The organism is Chryseobacterium sp. JK1 (genome assembly GCF_050632815.1).
Lineage (GTDB): Bacteria > Bacteroidota > Bacteroidia > Flavobacteriales > Weeksellaceae > Chryseobacterium.
The window spans coordinates 161,257-183,892 of sequence record NZ_JBODRU010000002.1; the positions used below are offsets into that span (position 1 = coordinate 161,257).

The following is a 22,636-nucleotide window of genomic DNA, read 5'->3' on the forward strand; positions in this document are numbered from 1 at the left end:
CTTATGAAATTACTTTTAGCATCACAATCACCAAGAAGAAAAGAGCTCTTATCCAGCCTTGGGTTTGAATTTGAAGTGGTAAAAATAGACTGTGAGGAAATTCTTCCCAAAGATATTACCATACCATCTGCCGCCGCCTATTTATCTGAATTAAAAGCCAATACTTTCAGACCTCTGCAAGCCGGTGAAGTTTTATTAACCGCTGATACCGTGGTTGCCATCAACAATCAGATCCTTGGAAAGCCTAAAGATGAAGCTCATGCTTATGAAATGCTTCAGAATCTTTCAGGAAAAACCCATCAGGTGTATACCGGAATTACCATCAAAACCTCCGATAAAACATTCACCGAAACGGATGTTGCGGATGTCACATTCGATACCATTACAGATGAGGAAATAAAATTTTATGTCCAGAAGTACAAACCTTTCGACAAAGCCGGAAGTTATGGTATTCAGGAATGGTTGGGAATGGCAAAAATTAAAAATATGAAAGGAAGTTTTTATACTATTATGGGACTTCCTACTCACCTGGTTTATAGAATTCTGAAAGAAATTCCCAACATTTAAAAGTAAAGAACTTTCTCCCTCTCATCGCTAAGAAATAAAATCTTTCCTGAAGAAATATAAATATTATTCATTATAAAATTTTATTATTTTTACAAAATCATCAAACTGTTGATAATAAAAAGCATATTAGCGAGTTATAATTGAATAATGAAAAAGAATATTTTGTTCCTTTTAGTGATTTGCCTTGTTGCTTCCTGTGCTACTAAAACCAAAAAGCCGGAGCAGCGTTCAAAACTATTGAAAGGATTTTCCACATATTACAACACCCTGTTTAATGCTAAAGATGCACTAAACAGCGAGTTTACGACCCGAGATAAAAGCCATAAAGATAATTTTTATGCTCCTTACATCCCTATTCTTACGTATGAAGAACAGCCATTAGGAAGCGACCTTGGCCAGACTGAAGCTTTTGCAGAAAACTCCATGAAAATGGCAGAGGTAGCCAACAGACCTTCAGGAAGAGGCAGCCAGGGTATTCCCAATATGTCTGGCGGACCGGGAAATGATCCTAATAATCAAAACGGTATGCCTTCCAAAGGAGCTACTACCCTAGAGATTGCGGAAGCCAAAGCTTTAAAAGCAATTAATAAATACTCCGTAATCAGAAATGGAGAAGAAAAAAATAAACAGATCTTTGATGCCTACATGATTCTTGCCCAATCCAGAATTTACCGCAACAAATCTGTGGAAGCCCTGGATGCTTTGAACTATGTGTTCACTCATATGAAAGACGATAAAAGAATTGCACTGGCAAGGATTTATCAGGGATTGGCTTATGACAAAATCAAAGATTATCACAGAGCTCATGAGACTTATGCTAAGCTGAAAGGTGAGAAAATCAGTAAAACTTATGCTAAATTATTAAGTATTTATTATTCTGAATCTCTTCTGGATGCTGGTAAAAAAGAGGAAGCAGCAAAGGAACTTGATGAAGCTTATGAGCTGAACAGCAACAGTAAACTTAAAAGCAGAATCGCTTATTTGAGGGGTCAGGTTTTAGAGAATCTGGGCCAAAATGATAAGGCAAGAGAAAGCTATACTGCGGCATACAAATATGCCAGCGACTTTGAATTTGAAGTAAAATCTCAAATTGCCATTGCGAAAACTTTTAACGGTAAAGGAGATTATAATGGTGCCAAAAATTATCTGGAAAGCATCAGTAAAAAAGGAATGTATGGCTCCAGAAAGAATGAATTTTACTATGCTTTAGGACTGATGGCCAATAAGGCAGGAAAAAAAGAGGAAGCACAGCAGTTTTTCAGAAAGTCATTGTTTGAAAAGGTTTCAGATCCTCAGGTACGTGGTCTCGCCTATTACGAAATAGGAAAAAGTTATCTTGAAAGAAACGATTATATCGGTGCCGGAAGTTATTATGATTCCGCTCTGGCGGTGATGACTTATGAGCCCTCAAAAATTTTGTTGAAAGATCAGTCTGAGTACATTAAGAAGATCTCCAAAAATTATTATCTTATCAGAAAGAATGACAGTGTTCTTTCTCTTGCCAAGATGAGTGATGCTCAAAAGACCGATTTTTTCTCAAAACATATTGCCAAACTAAAGATTAAGGAAGAAAAAGAAGAACAGCTCAGAAGACAGGCAGAAAGAAGCAAAGGATTTGATACCGGAGATTACAGTGCCAATTCTGTGTTTGCTAACAGCTCCAGTTCTTTCGAGGATTTTGGCGTAACTACAAAAGGTTTTTACTTCAATAATGTAGGAACTGTAAGTAAAGGAACTTCTTCGTTTAAACAGATCTGGGGAGACAGAGCTCTGGCAGATAACTGGCGTTCATCCAAAAAAATGGCGACTCTTGAAGACATGAAGAATGACGCTATGGGAGTAACATCTGCACCTAATCCAAGACGTTTTGAGCCTGCTTTCTATATCGAACAGATTCCTACAGACCAAGGTAAACTAAGCCAGCTGAAAAAAGATAGAGACACCGCTTCATTAGGTTTGGGAATTATGTATCAGAACTATTTTACCAATACTCCCCTAGCAACTAAAACGCTTTATGATCTTGTAGAGGTAAAACCGGAAGAAAAAGTAATGCTTCAGGCATTGTATGAAATTTTTGCGATGAATTATGAGAAAAATCCTCAGGCTTCAGAAAAAGCAAAACAGATACTTCTGAAAGATTACCCTTATACGTCTTATGCTGAATTCGCCAGAAATCCTAAAAATAAAACATTCGTAAAATCTACAGAAGACGTTGAGAACGAATACAAAAAGGCCTATGCTTTATTTGAATCGGAAAAATTTGGAGAAAGTAAACAGATCATAGACCAAACTATTGAGAAATTCCCGAAAGACGCATTGGTTCCTAAACTGTACCTTCTGAATGCTTTTAATTCCGGAAAATCAAGCGGGAAAGAAGTGATGATACTACAGCTTGAGCAAATAGCCCTGAATTATTCTAAAACCCCGGAAGGAGCAAGAGCCAAAGAAATGCTGAATTACCTGAAAAGTGACCTTAGCTTCCAGGCGACAGACAATAAAGGAAATGCTGTACCACAACAGGCCATGAATGTAGATAACGGACAGCTTAATAATCCTCAAAATAATAACATTCAAAATAGCAATATCCAAAATACTAGTCCTTCATCTCAGATGATGAATAACTCTTCACCCAATTCATCGCTCAACATCCAACAGGGACTGAAACAAGGCAACAAACAGCCTCCTACCAATAATAATCAAAGTGGCAGAAGACCTTCATCACAAATGCCGGACAAACCACAATAAAATAAAAAAAGCGAAGATTTATTCTTCGCTTTTCTTTTTCTTTACTCCATGAAAATCTTTCAGGTAAAAAGGCTCAAAATAAGCCATATCTTCAAATTCTTCTTTATCTATTTTAGCTAATGCTTTTTTGATGAGATATTGTGCGGAAGGATAAACATCTTCTTTAAAATCTGCATCAGGAAGGTTTAAAATATCTTTCGCCTTCTTGGCTCCATCCCCTACAAAAACAACTTTTTTGCTCTTAAATTCTTCAAAAGAAGTCTCATCTAAGATTTTAGCTTCCGTAGCAGATAACTCTTCTCCCGTATTACCATCATAAACGGCTGTATAAACCTCCATTCTCCTCGCATCGATCAATGGAACTATCAAGTCATAGTTTTGGCCTAAAAAAGGCTCTATCATGCTTTCAAGAGAATTCACAGCAATGAAAGGTACTTTCAGTCCATAGCAGAACCCTTTTGCAGAAGCTGCACCAATCCTTAGCCCAGTATATGAACCGGGTCCTTTACCCAGACACACGGCTTCTATTTCCTTTAGAGAAATCCCCGCCCCTTCCAGAGCCCATTCTACATATGTATGAAGACTTTCAGACTGTTTATAATTTTCGGAAACTTCTTCACACAGACACAGTAATTTCTCATTGTCCGATACGGCTACTGAACAGTTCTTTGAAGAGGTTTCCAGGTATAGAATTTTCATTTTTTTATTTTTAATCTAAACGATATGTTGTAAAAAGCAAAAACGGCTTTACAACATTCTGCAAATTTACTCCTTTATTTTGAGACTACTTTCTGTAAATTGTTCTCGGCTCAGACTGTGCACTTGGATAAATTGTCATATCCGAAACAGTTACATGTTTAGGAGCATTAATGCAATAGGCAATAGCATCCGCAATATCTTCCGCTTTTAAGGGCTCATATCCCGCATATACCGTTGCTGCTTTTCCACTATCCCCTTTGAATCTTACCAGTGAGAAATCTGTTTCCACGGCTCCCGGCTGAATGTTTGTTACCTTGATCCCAAATTCTGTCAGCTCGAGTCTCATTCCTTCCGAAATTACATCGACTGCTTTCTTGGTAGCACAGTACACTACTCCATTGGCATAGGTTTGCCTTGCAGCTACAGAACTAAGATTTACAATATGACCTAAATTTTTAGTTTTCATAATAGGGATGATTACTTTAGAAACATAGAGAAGACCTTTTACATTACCGTCAATCATAGAATCCCAGTCGTCCGTCTTACCTTCAGACAGTGGATCTAAGCCATGTGCATTTCCAGCATTATTGATCAGAACATCAATGTCTTTCCAGTTTTCAGGAAGGGAATTAATAGCCGTTTCAACCTCTTCAAGAGATCTTACGTCGAACATTAAACTAAACATTTCGGTAAATTGAGACAGTTCCGTTTTTACAGATTCCAATGCTTCAGCCCTTCTTCCGCAGATGATGATTCGGTTTCCCTGTTTAGCCAGAATTTCTGCTGTAGCCTTACCTATTCCGGAAGTTGCTCCGGTGATTAATATTGTTTTCATACAATTCAATTATTTATTTCAATATAAGGTATCTCAATGCCCAATTTTTAAGGAAAAAGGAGCAGATACATTGTTATACTTTTACTTGATTATAGCTTTACTGCGTTTTCTTTTCATTACAAATTTATAAATACTTACCTCAATCCAGGGGATAAACATGAGCAGCCCCCAAATCATTAACATTCCCTTGACAATGGTTTTAAACTGTGATTTTAAAACAATCAGAAACAAATTCTGAATTTTCTGCACAAGCGAACTTTCAATATCTTGAGAATCGAGCATTGCCAGCTGATTTGTTATCTTATCAAATTCTTTGTAGGAAATACTTTCTGATATATTGATGTGAGGAACTGAATTGAGCATTCCGTAGACAATAAGGGTATGAATTTTATCTCCGTATTTTTCTATAAAAAGGGAAACAAGCCAGTTCTTAGGTCGATCTATAACCTGGTATTTTGTATCATACGCTTTCACAATATCTTTTACCTGAACTTTTATATTTTGGTTATTGTGGCTTAATTCTGTCACTATCGACCTCAGATCGCCAATAAATTCTTTTTTAGAATGCTCATTTTCAAAAATAAGAGATGAACTGGTATGATAAACCTGCGAAGAGAGATTATAACTGTCATTTTTAAGCGCTTCATAGCAGCCCCAGAAAAGACCTATTTTAAGGGAGAAAATAATATTGATGATCAATAGGGTAGGGAGGTAGAGTTTAACAGCCCAGTTATAGTATTTCTGTTCCCGGGAGATCACTTTATACTTTCTAAAAATAAATGCCAGAATTATGCTGACACCCATTCCTAGAATAACGCACAAAAGGATGTATAAAATAATCATCAGTGGATAGTGCTTTGCCACATATACAACCCCTGAATACATAGTTTTCCAATCTATATCCTGCATGATCAATTTGCATCAAAGGCCTGAAACGCATCTTTGATATGGTCAATAATTAAGGTTTTGTTTTTATCGGGAAGAACGGAAATAATATCAAATCTTACTTCATTATTTCTGTTGAATTTTTCCAGGTAATGATTGGCTGCCGAAACAATAGATCTTATTTTTGTTTTGGTAACCGCTTCCTGTGGAAGAATAAAAAAATCGGTGGACCTGGCTTTCACCTCCACAACGATTATCAGATTATCTTTTTCGGCAATGATGTCTATCTCCGCTTTCTGGAACCGAAAGTTCCTGACAAGAATGGTATAACCGTTTTGTTTTAAATGTTTAACGGCTAAGTCTTCTGCTATTATTCCAAATTCGTTATGATGTGCCATTTCTTTTTGTTGTAGAATTTAGAAATAGGAGGGTTTAAAAATCAAGTTTTACTTTAGAACCTACTTTCATTTTAACATTTCCTCCGATTAAAAGGGGTCTGTTATCCTTAATATGACCATTCGGGAAACCGAAAATTACAGGAAATTTGTACTTTGAAATTCTGTCTGAGATCAGTTTATAAGCAAATTCATCAAAGCTTTCCTCGTAATTTTTATTTTCCTTTTCATCACCCATATTGGTCATTCCTCCTACAATAAGTCCTTTGATCTTCGTAAAGACCCCGGCAAGCTCAAGACTCATAATCATACGGTCCAGCGCATAAAAGTTTTCACCGATATCCTCGATAAATAATATTTTGTCTCTGAAATCAAAGGAGTATTTGGTCCCCAAAAGGGCATAGATAAGGGCTAAATTTCCTCCAATCAACTCACCTTCAATATTTCCTCCTTTATTCAATTGATGAGCTTTTAAACCATATTTAGGCATTTTCCCTTTTAGAATATCAAAGATCAGATCATAGCTTTCATCAGTAACGCCAAAACTTGATGTTTTTATGGTCTGTCCGTGGATCGAAACGAAACCTTTTTTCAACAGATAACTCTGTATCACCGTATTGTCGGAATAACCGATATACCACTTCGGATCGTCTGTAAAATTTTTAAGCTTTAAATGCTGAATAAGGTGCTGGCATCCGTAACCTCCTCGGGAAGCCCATACAGCACTGATTTCTTTATCATTCAAAGCCCAGTTGATATCTTTTATTCTTTCCTTTTCTGTTCCGGCGTAATTGTACCCGTTTGAATATTTGGTATAAAGATGTTCACCTAAAACAGGTTCAAATCCTCTACTTTTAATCATTTCTATCCCGTTTTGCAACTGAGAGCTATCTACAGCTCCGGCAGGGGAAATAACAGCTATTTTGGCTCCTTTTTTAAGGGCTTTTGGAAAGATATTTTTTTTCATTTTGTTTTTTGGTATTTGACTTCTTTTTTCTCTGCTTCTTCCAGTTGTCTGTCAAACTGGTTGAATTTTTTGAAACTCTGCAGGAAGATAAAGAAACTGAAAACAATAAGAATTACCCCTACAACCCTCCTGATCTGATTGGCGAGTTTCTGAGTAAGTTTATCGTGAAACTGTTTAGCCAGAAATATTTTGGCAAGATCAATCGATAGGTAAGTGGCCAATACAATTCCTATATATAAAATGAAACTGCTGGTGTCCGGATATTGATTCCTTACGGAAATTACCGTTACCAGCCAGAAAAGGATAACTCCTACATTCAAAAGGTTGAAGAAAAAGCCATTGAAAAATGTTTTAATATAATTTTGACCAATAATCTTCTCTTCGCCGGGCATATGCATCTTGGTTTTGGTAACCAGCATCACAATCCCATAAATAAAAATAAGAATAGAGGTGATCCTGTAAAACCCCGGATGTTTATCAATTAAAGTAACAATATCTGTACTGGCATAATAGGCCGCCACGATACATAATAAATCTGCTGTAATCACACCAAGATCCAAAGAAAGGGCATGCTTTGGCCCTCTGGAAAAGCTGGTTTCAATGAGCAGAAAAAATATAGGCCCTATAAAAACCAGACTCAACATGAATCCTAGTATAATGGCAGATAGTACAAGTTCAAGCATTAAGTGATGTTTTAAAATGAAAAAAATTCATTCCGTTTAATACAAAGTTAGACTTTATGATTTAATTATTCAATAAAGATGTCATTTATCAAGTGTATTTTAATCAGAGTTTAATCCAGATTCTTTTAAAGAAAGTAGAAAAATAAAAAGATCAGGAAAATTTTCAGAGGAAAAACAAAAGGCTGCTTTACTAGAAAAACAGCCTTTGATTATTTTATGAATCGGTCTTTGAGAACAATGATTATTCTACGATCTTAAAGTCCAACTGCTTTTGGATAAGATTAGCTTTTACCACTTTGATCTGAACCTGATCTCCCAACTGGTATTTGTTTCCATGTCTTATTCCGTATACTGCATGCGTTTTCGCATCATACATGTAAGAATCATCTACAAGATCTCTCAGTTTAATTAAACCTTCTGCACCATTTTCAGGAATTTCTACCCAAAATCCAAATTCTGCGACTCCGGAAATTACTCCAGTAAATGTTTCACCAAGGTGTTTTTCCATAAATTTCACCTGCATGTATTTGATGGAATCTCTTTCGGCATCCGCAGCCAATCTTTCCATGGCGCTGCAATGTTTTGCTTTTTCTTCAAGCTCCGGTCTGTTTGGAGATTTTCCTCCGTCCAGATAATGCTGCAGAAGACGGTGAGCAAGCAAATCCGGGTAACGACGGATAGGAGAGGTGAAGTGGCTGTAGTAGTCAAAACCTAAACCATAGTGTCCGATAGGTTCTGTAGAGTACACCGCTTTGCTCATACTTCTCATCGCAAGAGTTTCGATCATATTTTCTTCGCCTTTTCCTTTCACATCATGAAGAAGTTTATTTAAAGATTCTGCGACCTTTTTGGTATTGGCAAGATCCATTTTATATCCGAAAGTAGATACAAAGTCTCTTAATGACTCTAATTTTGCCGGATCCGGATCATCGTGAACTCTGTAGATAAATGTATTGTTAGTGATTTCACCTTTTCTGCTAAGCGATACAAATTCTGATACTTTCTTGTTGGCTAAAAGCATAAATTCTTCAATCAGGTGGTTGGAATCTTTACTTATTTTAAAATATACACCAATAGGCTCATTATTTTCATCAAGATTGAACCTCACTTCGCTTCTGTCAAATGTAATAGCTCCTTTTCTGATACGTTCATGACGCAGAATTTTCGCCAGTTTATCAAGAACATTGATTTCTTCAGCCAGATCTCCCTCACCGGTTTCTATGCGTTCCTGAGCCTCTTCATACGTAAATCTTCTGTCGGAATGAATTACCGTTCTTCCAAACCACTGTTTCTGAATTTCAGCCTGATCGTTCAGTTCAAAAACTGCAGAAAAAGTATATTTATCTTCATGGGGACGAAGAGAACAAACATCGTTACTCAATACCTCCGGCAACATCGGAACAACCCTGTCTACAAGATATACTGAAGTCGCTCTTTGGTATGCTTCATCATCAAGCATAGTTCCGGGAACTACATAATGAGATACATCTGCAATGTGAACACCAATTTCCCAGTGTCCGTTTTCCAGTTTTCTTATGGAAAGGGCATCATCGAAGTCTTTGGCATCCTTAGGATCAATCGTAAAGGTGCAAATTCCACGCATATCCCAACGTTTAGCTACTTCTTCGTCCGTAATACTTCTGTCAATTTTATCTGCGTCAAGTTCCACTTCCTGTGGAAATTCATAAGGTAAGCCGTATTCGGCAAGGATAGAGTGAATTTCGGTCTCGTGTTCACCCGGAGCTCCTAATACCTGAATAATTTCTCCTTCAGGATTTTTATCACCCGGTCTCCACTCGGTCATTTTCACAATTACCTTATCTCCATCTTCAGCATCGTTGAATTTTCCTTTTGGAATAAAGATATCTGTATTGATTGATTTTTTATCACAAACGACAAACCCAAAATCCTTATGGGCAACCTTCTGAAAAGTTCCTACAAACTCAGTTCTGTTTCTTTCCAAAACTTCCAAAACCGACCCTTCCAGTTTCTTTCCTTTATAATGATAAGTTATAATAAGAACCTTATCTCCCTGCAAAGAATCCTTCACATTTTTGGCGTGAACGAACACATCATCTTCCAATCCTTCCACTTTTACATAGGCGTTTCCGCTTTGGTTGAAATCTATAATTCCGGTAAGTGTTCCGGCAATTTTTAGGTTGACAATATATTTCCCTCTTTCCACTTCTTTGATCTTTTCAGAACCCTGAAGCTTATGAAGAGCCTGGATAACAAGTTCTCTCTGTCTTGGATTTTTATAATCTATTCCGTCAGCGATCTGCTTATAGTTATATATTTTTGATGAATTTGCATTCATGAAACGGAGAATCAGTCTACCGATCTCCATCATCTTTAAATCATTTTTATGACTTATATATTTTCTTTTTTTTGGCATGTTAATTTTTTTTAATTACTTACATTATACTACTCTGAATAGGAGAATTTCCTTTAATAAGGGATTTCTTCATTTCAAAATAATTGGTCTTTTATTTCAAGCCGGACCAGTGCTTACCTTATTCTACATTAGATAACAAATCTAGGTAATTATGATCAGGATTTTTATTCTATTTCTTATTTATTTATCTGCTGCTTATTGATCCTGGAAAAGCTTAACACCTATCAATACCGCAGATATCTTTTTTAATCAAAACTGAATGTTTAATTCAACTTAATTTTCAAATTATACTTTTATAACGGAAGCTTTAGTTTTGTATAAATTTAATACAATTCCAGAAAAGAAAAGAGAAAAACCTTCTATAAAATATCTTTTAAATATTATCAAGGTTGAGGAGAAGTATAGAATTTAGTTTCTATTGAACTCTGCAAATGTACGAATAAAAAATAAATAAGGCCTGCAATCAAATTACAGGCCTTAGTATATTTAGCAAACAGCAATTTTATCAACCCTGTTCTGGTGTCTTCCTCCTTCAAAATCTGTAGAGAGAAACTTATCTACAATTTCAATTGCCAGTTCTTTGGATATAAACCTTGCCGGCATTGAAATCATGTTCGCATCATTATGCTGTCTTGCGAGTACTGCAATCTCCGGCATCCAGCAAAGCGCGCATCTGATCTTCTGATGTTTGTTGGCAGTGATCTGAACCCCGTTTCCGCTTCCGCAGATCAAAATACCCAGCTCATTTTCTCCGTTTTCCACAGAAGTTGCGGCAGGGTGTACAAAGTCCGGATAATCCACACTGTTTGTGGAAAACGTGCCAAAATCTTGAACCTCAAAACGTTCTGAAAGGTAGTTTTTAACAATCTCCTTATATTCATACCCTGCATGGTCCGCTGCGATAGCAATTTTTCTTTTCATAATACTCTTATTAAGCTTTTTTAGATTTTATTTCATGACAAAGGTAAGGATAATAACAATTCGTGTTAGTAAACCGTGGGTTAATTGTGAAAAGGTATGTTAATAAGTGTGGAAAACTTTTACCAACTTTCTATTTTCAAACATCCATTTATTTCGTATTAGAAAATATTTCTGAAAGTTCTCACCACAACTTTCCAGATGTTTTCTTCAGCTATCCCCAGAATTCTCCATAGAAAAATAACTAATAATAGTTTTTTCTCAAACTTATCAACAATTGTGAATAAGTGTGTGAAATAGCGGGTTTACAGATACTTATATTGTGAGTTAAATATGAATTGAGTAGGAGTTGAGTATGATCAACTTTTAACCTAAAACTTATCCCCGTTACTAACAATACATAACAACAACTACATTCTTTTTTTTTATTTAAGAGAAAAAATTGTTGATTAATGGGTGATTGGGTTCGGGGAAAGTTTTTGAAAACTTTTATTTTAATCAATCTGTTGAAAAAGTTTAAAACCTTACATTTGTGAAACGAAAATTCAATGAAATCTATGGAATCGACCTTGCCGAAATTTGCTGGAAATGAATCAGGAGGTTAAGCCTGGCGGTTGCCAATGAGTTCAGAAAAACAAATAAATCTACGTATGAAAACAATCAATGATTTCAATTTTAAAGACAAGAAGGCTCTGGTAAGGGTGGATTTCAATGTTCCACAGGATGATCAACTGAATGTGGCAGATAATACCAGAATAGTTGCGGTGAAACCTACAGTGGAAAAAATCCTTAATGATGGTGGTTCTGTAATTCTAATGACTCACCTTGGAAGACCAAAGGGAGAAGCTAAGGACGAGTTTTCTCTTAAACATATCTTAGGAGAGGTTTCTAACGTTTTGGGGAAAGAAGTGAAGTTTGTAGATGAATGTATTGGTGAAAAGGCTGAAAAAGCTGCTTCTGAGTTGAAACCGGGAGAGATCTTATTGTTGGAGAATGTACGTTTTCATAATGAAGAGGAAAAAGGAGATGAAGGTTTTGCTGAGCAGCTTTCTAAATTAGGGGATGCTTATGTGAACGACGCATTTGGAACCGCACACAGAGCGCATGCCTCAACCGCTGTCATTGCAAAATATTTCCCATCAACTAAATATTTCGGTTTATTGATGGCTAAAGAACTTCAGGCTATCGATAAAGTATTGAAGAGTGGAGAAAGACCAGTTACAGCTATACTGGGAGGATCTAAAGTTTCAACTAAAATTACCATTATAGAGAATATTCTTCCTGCTGTAGATAATTTGATCATTGGTGGAGGAATGGCATTTACTTTTATTAAGGCGCTTGGTGGTAAGATCGGTACTTCATTAGTAGAAGAAGACAAACTTCCTTTAGCTCTTGAGATCCTTGGAAAAGCAAAAGAACATAAAGTAAAAGTATATCTTCCTTCTGATGTTATTATTGCTGAAAGCTTCAGTAATGATGTTGAAAGAAAAGAGGCAGATATCTATGCTATTCCTGAAGGATGGATGGGATTAGATGCGGGACATAAATCCAGAGACCAGTTTAATGATGTTCTTTTAAATTCCAGAACGATTCTTTGGAACGGACCGATTGGAGTTTTTGAAATGTCTAACTTCTCAGGAGGAACTGTTGCTCTTGGAGAAAGTATTGCTGAAGCAACAAGATTAGGAGCTTTTTCTTTAGTAGGAGGTGGTGACAGTGTTGCTTTTGTTAAGCAGTTCGGATATGCTGACCAGGTAAGCTATGTTTCTACGGGAGGTGGAGCAATGCTTGAAAGTCTTGAAGGACTTGAACTGCCAGGTGTAGCAGCAATCAATAATTAAGATAAAAATTAAATAATTTCCAAACCTGCTAATATTATTAGCAGGTTTTTTTGTTCTTATAATTGTATTAAAAATACCTGTATCCATCATGGTTTTATTAGAATTTAGATATAACTTCAGGTTATAGTTTGAATAGCTTATTCATTTCATGAACTTTATATTTTTATTCATTTAAAATGATCTTTTTTCTAAGTTTAAATTTCTAATTTGATCTGTAAACCTCGCTTCTTTTTTGGTATTATTGGGCTTATATATTTTCACAAATCAGCTTATTTTTTTTTGATTTTTGCATATAATTCAATACTTAAATTCTGTTTTTTCCAAGCCTCATAATGACTCAGATAAGTCAGTTTTTTATTGCATATGATCTTCAAATTTCTGAAGGATCTATTAGATTTCTTTTAGCTTTTCTATTTTTTTGATGAAGAGAGGAGTTTTGCTTCTGTAGATTTTTTCTGATATTGCTTTAGATTTTCTTAATTACTGAAATTCTATATTTATGTAGTAGTTTGTATTTTTTGAATATGAAACTGATATTTTAAATGCATGAAGTTTTTACTCACTTTGAATCTCTTTTTATTTTAAGATAACTTAAAATTTTTATTCACACATTAGTGATAGTGTTTTAAGTTGTTTATTTTCAAAATTTTAGCTATCTTTTATATTAAATTTTAAAACTTTTTATATGGTATTTCTTTTTATTGATAGAAGTATGACTTGGGTTTATTTTCTAATAATCAGTCACTTATAATACTTATTTTGCGGTAGACCTAATTTTTGAAGTTTGAAAATATTTTTTTTGTGAAAATTGATAGGTTGGAGTAAAAAAATACAATTGTTGGAATTTTTTGATTTTTTGAAACTAGAGTGAATTATTTTATTTTTAAAATGTCATATATCGGTTGGATTATATTTTAAAAATTTCATTTTTCTATTTTAAATCTTAGAGAGAGTAGGGGAGAGCAGGGAAATTTTTAAAATTTCGCCTAAGTTCGAATTTTCTTCGAAATCGCTAAAAAACGGCTTTAAGAATGGTAGTAAAAATCAAATAACTTAATTTTTTCGAACGTCGGTATGTAAAATCATAATAAGGCTTTAAATAGCCTGTTTATGAAAGAATTTACTTTTGATATTGACGTTTTTAAGGGATTTCTTGATTATTTCTACAATTTCCTTTTTCTGAGCTTACATTGAAGGTTCTGTATTTTCTTCATTGAAAATTATTTCTCCGAAATATTTGTTGTTGATTAGTTGGATAGAATTTTTCGGGTTTGCGAGAAATTGGATGGACGTATAGAGAACTAAACTTTATTGTTACTTTTTACTTATTGAGAATATTTTTTTTTTTGAGACTTTGCTATCAATTTGTAATTTCTATATTTCAAGTAAAACTTTAATCTTGCTTTTTCTCATTAAGAAATTTTTATCCATGATTCTTTAATGAAAGGGTAGGGGAGTGGTTTTGTATTTTTTAATGATCGAATATCTAAAGTAATCAAATTTGGATTGACTAAATGTTTTTAAATAGAAAAACTCAGGAGAATATTTCCTGAGTTTTTAGTTTTTTGATGAAAGAATGGTTAAAATTGACCTTCAGAAATGCCTTAAAAATCTATTTTCTATCTTTTTTCGATAATGTATATCAAACTTGAAAATTCGTTTGAAAAAAGGGCTTTTACGTTTGAAATTGTTCCGTAGATGGTCGCTTTTAGCCAAAATAGAGGTGATTTTTTATATTTTTCGCTCAACATCGAGATATAGTATGAATCAAGGACCAAAGGTTTAATCTTTCTCATTTTCCAATCTGGATTTTTAGAAATTAAATTTTCCATTCCATTTTTAGAAAAGTGATAGATGTGTCTAGGTACATCGTAGGCAGCCCAATATTCTTTATAATGTTTCGCATCGTATGAAGTGGGGTTGGGAACTGCTATAACGAGAAGTCCCTTTTCCTTTAATTTTTCATGAAAGATACTGAGCATTTCATTTTGATTTTCTATATGCTCAAAAACGTGCCATAAGGTAATTGCATCTAAGCTGCTGTCTTTAATCTTATGGATATCGTCCAGGATTTTTGCTTTTGTTATTTTTCCTTCGGCAGCTTTTCTTGCATCTGCGTCTGGTTCGAAACCGAAAGTTTCAAAATCATTTTCTATATATTTTACAAATTCTCCGGCGCCACATCCGTAGTCCAGAACTTTTGATTTCTTTTTAATTCTATCAACCAGAATATTCTTTTTATACTGAAGATTGAAAGACTGGAGAAATTTGTAAAGCTTTTCTTTGAGGCTTCCGGAATCCTGGTGATGAGAAATATAATCTTCGCTTTCGTAGTATTTGGAAATGTTGGATGGAATAGGAGTGGTTTTGAATACACCTTTTGTTTCTGTCTCTTTAATTTCGAATATTTCCTGTGAAAGAAAATGATCTTTTATTTTCATTGGAATCGTTATCTTTTATATTTAAAAAAATTAAGATATTCAGAATCCTGTTTGAAGACTCTTAAATACCTTAATTTTATTTTATTGTTTTTAATGTTTCACGTGAAACATTTTTTTTAACGTCCTAAGTAAACCAATAAAACGTTTATATCTGCAGGTGAAACCCCGCTTATTCTTCCTGCTTGTGCTATAGTCTTTGGGCGTACATTAGACATCTTCTGTTTTGCTTCTGCAGAAAGGCTGGAAAGCTTAGTATAATCAAAGTCTTCAGGGATCTTAATGTTTTCTAAACGGTTGAGTTTGGCAACATTTTCTTTTTCCTTTTCAATATAGCCTCTATATTTGATGTTGATTTCTGCCTGTTCTCTTACTTCTTCATTGTATTGAGAGGAAGCTTCTTTAATGAAATCAATCTCATCCAGTTTTTCTAAAGTCATATTAGGTCTGGTAAGGATCTGTGCGGCTCTATAAGCCTGATCTACCGGGCTGCTTTCTATAGAATCAAGAATTGGGTTAATAATTCCTGGTTTTAAAGAAGTTTCTCTAAGAAACTCTTCAAGTGACTGACTTTCAGATATTTTAGCTTCAACTTTTCTTAAGCGGTCTTCTTTTGCTAATCCAAGTTGGAAAGCTTTCTCCGTTAATCTGATATCTGCGTTGTCCTGTCTTAATAGAAGTCTGTATTCCGCACGTGAAGTAAACATTCTGTAGGGCTCTTCTGTTCCTTTGGTGATAAGATCATCAATCAGTACTCCGATATATGCTTCATCTCTGTTCAGTATAAATTCATCTTTCTCATGAACTTTATTGTGAGCATTGATTCCAGCAATTAATCCTTGGCCCGCTGCTTCTTCATAACCTGTGGTTCCATTGATCTGTCCCGCGAAATATAAATTGTCAATCAATTTTGTTTCTAAAGTATGTTTCAATTGGGTAGGAGGGAAGTAGTCGTATTCTATAGCATACCCCGGACGGAAAACTTTTACATTCTCAAATCCTGGTATATGTTTCATTGCTTTAATCTGTACGTCTTCCGGAAGAGAAGAACTAAATCCATTTACATAGATCTCCACAGTTTTCCAACCTTCAGGTTCTACGAAAAGTTGATGTCTGTTTCTTTCTGCAAAACGGTTGATCTTATCTTCAATACTTGGGCAGTATCTTGGACCTAAACTTTGAATGGTTCCATTGAACATGGGGCTTCTGTCAAAACCTTCTCTTAAGATATCATGAACTGTTTCATTTGTGTATACAATATGACAGCTTAATTGTTTTGTTAATTTTGGAGTATCCAGGTAGCTGAATTTTTGTGGATTTTCATCTCCTTTCTGTTCCTCCATTTTGGAATAATCCAAACTTCTTCCGTCAACTCTTGGTGGGGTACCGGTTTTCATTCTTCCGGCTTCGAATCCTAAGCTTACCAATTGTTCCGTAATTCCGAATGCTCTTGGTTCACCCATTCTTCCTCCTCCGAGTTGTTTGTCTCCAACATGAATTAATCCGTTAAGAAAAGTTCCGTTTGTTAAAACTACAGATTTAGCTTTGATCTGAATTCCTAAAGAAGTAACTACTCCTGTTACTTTATTGTTTTCTACAATCAGTTGTTTTACCATATCCTGAAAGAAATCAAGATTGGGAGTATTCTCTAATGCAAGTCGCCATTCTTCAGCAAAAAGCATTCTGTCATTTTGGGTTCTTGGGGACCACATGGCAGGACCTTTTGAAAGATTCAGCATCTTGAATTGGATAGCAGATTTGTCTGCCACAATTCCGGAATATCCACCCATTGCATCAATCTCTCTTACGATCTGTCCTTTTGCGATTCCACCCATTGCGGGGTTGCAACTCATCTGTCCGATGGTCTGCATATTCATTGTAACGAGTAGTGTTTTTGAACCCAGGTTGGCTGCTGCTGCTGCTGCTTCACAACCTGCGTGCCCGGCACCTACTACGATCACATCATATATTTCTGAAATCATTTTTATCTCGCTTGTTTTAAGCTTTAAACCTTATCTTTATAACCAATGTTTCACGTGAAACATTTTTGAAGAATGCGCTGTAAGTAAACTTATATTATTGCTATAAAAGAGCACTTTACATATCGGACTTTAAGTGATTGTTCAATTTTAAAACTTAAAATCTTTATACTTGTTTAGGTACAGATCTTCCATTCTTCGCATCTCCTTTTCTTCCTCTTCCGTCTTGTCTTTATAGCCTGCAAGGTGTAAAATTCCGTGGGCTAAAACCCTCCTTAATTCTTCTTCATAATCTCGGGAAAGGGTAGAGGCATTGTCAGAAATGCGCTGCAAAGATACGAAAATCTCAGCGCTTATTGTCTTGCCTTTTACATAATCGAAAGTGATAATATCTGTATAATAATCATGCTGTAAATAATCCTGATTGATCTTCAGCAGATACTCATCATCACAGAAAATGTAATTGATTTCTCCTAATTTTTTTCCTTCTGAAAGAATAAGATCTTCCAGCCATTTTTTGTAATCTGTACTTACCGACTCCGGTAAATTTTCGTAAAAGAACTGTATCATTTTTTTAAAACCAGTGTCCTAAAATAACACTGAATATACCTTTTTGATTGTTTTTAAGGGAGTGGCTAAAGTTTACTTTTATCTGCCCAAAAGGAGATTTGTAACCCGCCGTAATTCCCAATGAACTATAATTTACTTTAACTGCATCTTCAAATTTAATATCATTTGATAAGTTAGCAAAGCTGAAATTTCCACTGATAAAATAGTTTTTATTAAACCTAAACTGAATATCGTTGGATGCCAATATCACATTATTTGTGTAAAGCTGCGCGAAATAAAACCCTCCGAAGCTTTTGAAATTAATCAGATTCTGTTCAAAAATCCCTCCTAATCTGTACTGATAATAGACGGGTAGATTTTCTCCCAGTGTTATTCCTCCGAATAAATTCAAACGATAGCTGAATTGTTTGCCAAGAGGAATATTAAGTCTAAGATCAGCCTTAATCTGAATGATTCTTTTATCAACTTCAGATTTTAATAAGTCTATAACCTTTCCTTCTGCGGCAAAATAGATGCCTTTAGTAGCAAACTCCTTATCATCCTGTGTGTCGGTTTTAATGAAAATATAAGGGTTTAAAAAACGGCTGTAGCGCCTGTTGTCACCATTGCTGTTTTCCGCTTTAAAATAGTCATGGCTTATACCACCGCCAATAGCAAATTTATCTTTCCATATGGATTGAATATAGGCTTCATTTCTTAACCATTCCCAACGGTCTACAACATAATTATCTATATTTTTTATATCAAAACTCATCCCTGAAGAATAAATACCGAAGCCTGGGATGTAGCCGTTATCGATAAAATAATTTAGATAATATCTTAATCTGTCTCCGACAACCACATCTAGAGAAAGGTTAGAGTTTTTAAATAAAAGTCGTTTTGCAGAATAATTAAGGAGAAGCCCTGTTTTGAAAACTTCATCGTAGTGCAGACCAAATTTTACAAAATGTCTGGCATCATCTTCGGTAACATACAGCTTCAGATAACTGGCATCGTTTTCCTGAACAATATCATAATTGATGAAACGATAGTTGTTGGTGGCTACCAATCTATCTACCATTTTATTAATACTTCCATACGTCTGTAAAGAGGGTAGACGCAGTCCCATTTTTCCTAAGGTATAGTTTTTTCCGTAGATCTTACTTCCTTCAATAGAAATACTGTCTATCTTATATACGTTGGAATATATAGGGTTTATACGTTGTCTAAGACGGTCAAAAGGGCGTTTGGGAAGCTGGTCGAGGATTTGGGAGTATTTTAGGCCTTCAACATAGCCGCTGTCCAGAATTTTCTTTTTATCATCATAGCTCGTAGCAGACATTCCTTTCAGATCCGGTTTAATGTTAATATCTGTGTATTTATATTGCTTTCGGGTATCCTTTTTAATTCCGAAATCAATCACCTGATTTAGGATCGCTATGATATTGTTTAAATCTTCTCTTTTTGATAAATCCTGATTCAGATCCACTCCGATAACAATATCAATTCCCTTGTCCTTTAAAGGTTTTGAGGGATAATTTACCGTCATTGCTCCATCAATGTAAATACTGTCACCAATTTTTACTGGGTCCATTAAGGATGGAAATGCGGAGCTGGCCATAATAGACTGTACAAGATCTCCTTTTTCAAAAATCTGCATATTTCCACTTTCAAGGTTGGTAGCAACACACAAAAAGGGAATCGGCAGTTTAGAAAAATCCTCAATATTGGAAACATTTTTGAAAAGTTCCTTTAGAAGATAAACGTTTCTCTGTCCTGTACTGATAGAAGAGGGTAGGTTAATTTTTCCGTTTTTCAGCGGAATGGATAAAAGATATTTGTCTACAGATTTATTGAAAAAGGTTGCTTCCTGTCTGGATTTTGGATCCATAATAAGAGAATAGAAATCGGTATCCATTACAATTTTTTCTATTTCTTTTCCGGAATAGCCTGATGCGTATAGCCCGCCTACAATAGCGCCCATACTGGTTCCTGAGATATAATCTACTTTTACCCCTAATGAATCTAATACTTTAAGTACTCCGACATGTGAAAAACCTTTGGCACCACCACCGGCAAGCGACAGTCCTATTTTGGGGTTTTTCGGAATTACCAGATCTTTTTTCACCTGAGAATGGATCATTAGTAATGGGAATAAGAAAAGAAGAATCAGGAGTTTTCTCATAGTTAATCTTTTATATAAATCCGTTTCACCCGAGGGGAAATGGATGTTAATACTTCATAGGTTATCGTTTTGCAGTATCCTGCGAATTCTTTTAAAGTGGGTAAAGCATTAAATACAGTTACTGTATCACCTTCTTTTACATTAGGGATGTTGTCTATATTAATCATCATCATATCCATACAGATGTTTCCTACAATTGGAGCCAGCATTTTGTTGACACCCAGATTTCCTACCTGATTTCCGATGAGTCGGGGAATACCATCCGCATAGCCTACCGGCACAGTGGCAATTCGGGTAAGATGATCTGCTTTGTATCTTCTGCTGTAACCTACAGATTCTCCGCCTTCCACCATTGATATCTGCGAAATTACAGTTTTGAAGCTTACAACAGACTGTAATTGCTTCTGAATTTCACTATCTGATGATTCTCCAAGCATTCCAATTCCAATTCTTACCATATTATACTGGTGATCCGAATAATTGGTAATTCCGGACGAATTCAGGATATGACGGATTGGAGTGTAGCCTAATTTTTCAATAAAATAGCTGGAATTTTTTTCAAAAACTTCAAATTGTTTTAAAGTAAATGCTCTCTCTTCCGGCATATCTGATGATGATAAGTGACTGAATATACTTTGTACCTTAAGATTTTTTTGACTTAAAGTTTCACTAAGCTGATCCAATTCAAAATTTTTAAATCCAAGTCGGTGCATTCCTGTTTCCAGCTTAATATGAATAGGATATTTTTTATCGTATCCCGATTTCTGAACAGCTTCGTAGAATAGTTCAAGAACTCTGAAACTGTAAATTTCAGGTTCAAGATTATATTCAATGATGGTCTGATAACTGTGCTGCTCAGGATTCATTACTATAATTGGAGTTGTAATTCCCTTTTTACGAAGCTCAACCCCTTCATCTGCATATGCTACTCCAAGATAGTCTATATGATGATGTTGGAGGAATTCAGAAACTTCATAACTTCCAAGACCGTAGGCATTGGCTTTTACCATGGCCATCATTTTGGTTTCTGGTTTCAGCAGTGATTTGTGATAATTGATGTTATGAAGAATAGCGTTAAGGTTGACCTCTAAAACGGTATCGTGCTTTCTGAGTTCCAGAATATCTTTTAACTTTTCGATTTCAAATTTTCTGGCTCCTTTCAGAAGGATAATCTGATTTTCTATTTCCGAAAGATGTTTGCTTTCAATAAGTTCTTTAGTATCAATGAAAGTATAGGTTTTAGCTTTGAATAATTCACTAAACTTTGAAATTTCATCACCAATCAAAAATACTGAGTTGAAATGCTGTTCATTCACAAGATCGGAAACTTCTTCATACAATTCTTTTGAATTCGCATTTACCCCAACAATATCAGTAAGCACTAAAGACTTTCCGGATTTCTTGTATTCGTTCAAAAACTGTAGAGCAGTCTTTAAAGAATCAAGATCAAGATTGAAAGAATCGTTGATGATAATATTCCCTTTAATTCCTTCGATAGATTCAAGCCTCATTTCGATGGCCTTTAAAAGGTTGATTTTTTCGACGATCTTTTTATTTTCGATATGAAGTTCCTTTAGTACTGTGATAAGCGCCATAGCGTTGGTTAATGTCGCTTCGTCTCTTTGTTGGGCCGGAAAACTGATTTCTTCACCAAAATATTCAACAATGATGTTTTCATCTTTGGAAATACTGTTTTTGATAAAAACATTGTTTTCTTTTTTGAAACCGTAAGAAATTAATTTTTTATCCGAATAGATTTTTTTTATTTTCTCGTCAACCAAAGAATGGTCACCATTATATATGATGACTTCCGAATCTTTGAAAAGTTTAATTTTCTCGTCAATAAGTTCTTCCTCGGAAGAGAAGTTGGCTGCATGGGCATTTCCCATATGGGTAAGCAGTCCAATTTGAGGATGGAAAATATTTTCCAGTTTCTCCATTTCTTGAGGTTTTGAAATTCCCACTTCAAAAATTCCCAGCTTATGAGTGCTGTTGATCTGAAGAAGCGAAAGAGGAAGTCCAATCTGAGAATTGAAACTCTTTGGGCTTTTTACCGTAGGAAATTCATTCCATAGACATTGGTAAAGCCATTCCTTTAAGATTGTTTTACCATTGCTCCCGGTAATTCCCACAGATGGTAAATGAGAGTTTTCGAAATGATATTTTGCTAATTTCTGAAGAAAATCTACAGCATTTTCAACAATAAGCCATGTTATATCTTTAAACTTTGGATTGTAATGTTCCGAAATAATAACGCTGATACCTCTGTCAATGGCAGACTCAATGAACTTTTCGCCAGAATTTTTCTGCGTGTTGATCGCAATAAATGCAGTATTCTTGGTAGAATAAATAATCCTACTGTCATAAGCTATATTTTTGATCATTAAACTTCCGTCTCCAATAACCTGCGCATTGGTGATCTCTGCAATATGTTGTACTGTGTAGTTCATTGGTACCCTTTCTGCTTTTTTGTGGCGAAAATGCAAAAAGATAAAAGTGGTAAAAGAAAAACATATACTATATAATGTATCTTCTTTACAGTTTTACAAAATTAC

Annotated in this window: 16 protein-coding genes; 3 read left to right on the forward strand and 13 right to left on the reverse strand. The window is 35.1% G+C overall.

Translation table 11 applies throughout. From position 1 onward, the window contains the following. The first annotated feature begins 3 nt into the window (after positions 1-3). Entirely contained in the window at positions 4-567 is a 564-nt protein-coding gene (locus ACQ76T_RS13715; RefSeq protein WP_431343870.1) for a Maf family protein, read from the forward strand. 147 nt (positions 568-714) lie between these two features. Further along, positions 715-3,312: a tetratricopeptide repeat protein gene (locus tag ACQ76T_RS13720; RefSeq protein ID WP_431343871.1), complete on the forward strand. Its 2,598-nt coding sequence runs from the start codon at positions 715-717 to the stop codon at positions 3,310-3,312. Between the two features lie 18 nt (positions 3,313-3,330). Here the strand turns inward: ACQ76T_RS13720 and tsaB are convergent, their stop codons facing one another. The 8 genes from tsaB to rpiB form a co-directional block, all read right to left on the reverse strand. After that, positions 3,331-4,011 (reverse strand): tRNA (adenosine(37)-N6)-threonylcarbamoyltransferase complex dimerization subunit type 1 TsaB, encoded by a 681-nt coding sequence (gene tsaB, locus ACQ76T_RS13725; RefSeq protein WP_431343872.1) that lies wholly within the window; start codon positions 4,009-4,011, stop codon positions 3,331-3,333. Positions 4,012-4,096: 85 nt separating this feature from the next. Further along, positions 4,097-4,846: an SDR family NAD(P)-dependent oxidoreductase gene (locus ACQ76T_RS13730; RefSeq protein ID WP_431343873.1), complete on the reverse strand. Its 750-nt coding sequence runs from the start codon at positions 4,844-4,846 to the stop codon at positions 4,097-4,099. An 81-nt stretch (positions 4,847-4,927) separates the two neighbouring features. Further along, positions 4,928-5,755 (reverse strand): hypothetical protein, encoded by an 828-nt coding sequence (locus ACQ76T_RS13735; RefSeq protein WP_431343874.1) that lies wholly within the window; start codon positions 5,753-5,755, stop codon positions 4,928-4,930. A 2-nt stretch (positions 5,756-5,757) separates the two neighbouring features. Further along, positions 5,758-6,129 (reverse strand): YraN family protein, encoded by a 372-nt coding sequence (locus tag ACQ76T_RS13740; protein WP_431343875.1) that lies wholly within the window; start codon positions 6,127-6,129, stop codon positions 5,758-5,760. 34 nt (positions 6,130-6,163) lie between these two features. Continuing rightward, positions 6,164-7,093 (reverse strand): S66 peptidase family protein, encoded by a 930-nt coding sequence (locus ACQ76T_RS13745; protein WP_431343876.1) that lies wholly within the window; start codon positions 7,091-7,093, stop codon positions 6,164-6,166. Further along, positions 7,090-7,776 carry a LysE family translocator gene (locus tag ACQ76T_RS13750; protein WP_422695398.1) on the reverse strand — a complete coding sequence of 229 codons (687 nt, stop codon included), beginning with the start codon at positions 7,774-7,776 and terminating at the stop codon, positions 7,090-7,092. The genes ACQ76T_RS13745 and ACQ76T_RS13750 overlap by 4 nt, the downstream gene beginning before the upstream one ends. A 241-nt stretch (positions 7,777-8,017) precedes the next feature. Beyond that, complete coding sequence (gene rnr / locus ACQ76T_RS13755) at positions 8,018-10,171, reverse strand: ribonuclease R (RefSeq protein WP_431343877.1); 2,154 nt, start codon at positions 10,169-10,171, stop codon at positions 8,018-8,020. A gap of 486 nt (positions 10,172-10,657) precedes the next feature. Beyond that, positions 10,658-11,092 (reverse strand): ribose 5-phosphate isomerase B, encoded by a 435-nt coding sequence (gene rpiB / locus ACQ76T_RS13760; RefSeq protein WP_422695400.1) that lies wholly within the window; start codon positions 11,090-11,092, stop codon positions 10,658-10,660. A gap of 647 nt (positions 11,093-11,739) precedes the next feature. Between rpiB and ACQ76T_RS13765 the strand changes: the two genes are divergently transcribed. Continuing rightward, entirely contained in the window at positions 11,740-12,930 is a 1,191-nt protein-coding gene (locus tag ACQ76T_RS13765; RefSeq protein ID WP_431343878.1) for a phosphoglycerate kinase, read from the forward strand. Between the two features lie 1,619 nt (positions 12,931-14,549). Here ACQ76T_RS13765 and ACQ76T_RS13770 read toward each other — a convergent pair. The 5 genes from ACQ76T_RS13770 to ACQ76T_RS13790 all read right to left on the reverse strand — a co-directional run bounded on the left by ACQ76T_RS13770 (position 14,550) and on the right by ACQ76T_RS13790 (position 22,531). Next, positions 14,550-15,371 (reverse strand): class I SAM-dependent methyltransferase, encoded by an 822-nt coding sequence (locus ACQ76T_RS13770; protein WP_431343879.1) that lies wholly within the window; start codon positions 15,369-15,371, stop codon positions 14,550-14,552. Positions 15,372-15,487: 116 nt separating this feature from the next. Next, complete coding sequence (gene mnmG / locus ACQ76T_RS13775; RefSeq protein WP_431343880.1) at positions 15,488-17,350, reverse strand: tRNA uridine-5-carboxymethylaminomethyl(34) synthesis enzyme MnmG; 1,863 nt, start codon at positions 17,348-17,350, stop codon at positions 15,488-15,490. Between the two features lie 147 nt (positions 17,351-17,497). Further along, a complete protein-coding gene (gene ybeY, locus ACQ76T_RS13780) occupies positions 17,498-17,917 on the reverse strand; it encodes an rRNA maturation RNase YbeY (protein ID WP_422695404.1) in 420 nt (139 codons plus the stop codon). Between the two features lie 4 nt (positions 17,918-17,921). After that, the gene (locus tag ACQ76T_RS13785) at positions 17,922-20,081 is read right to left on the reverse strand and encodes a patatin-like phospholipase family protein (protein WP_431343881.1); all 2,160 of its coding nucleotides are present in this window, start codon (positions 20,079-20,081) and stop codon (positions 17,922-17,924) included. Between the two features lie 2 nt (positions 20,082-20,083). Further along, on the reverse strand, positions 20,084-22,531 hold the full coding sequence (locus ACQ76T_RS13790) for a bifunctional UDP-N-acetylmuramoyl-tripeptide:D-alanyl-D-alanine ligase/alanine racemase (RefSeq protein ID WP_431343882.1): 2,448 nt from the start codon (positions 22,529-22,531) through the stop codon (positions 20,084-20,086). Between the last annotated feature and the right edge of the window lie 105 nt (positions 22,532-22,636).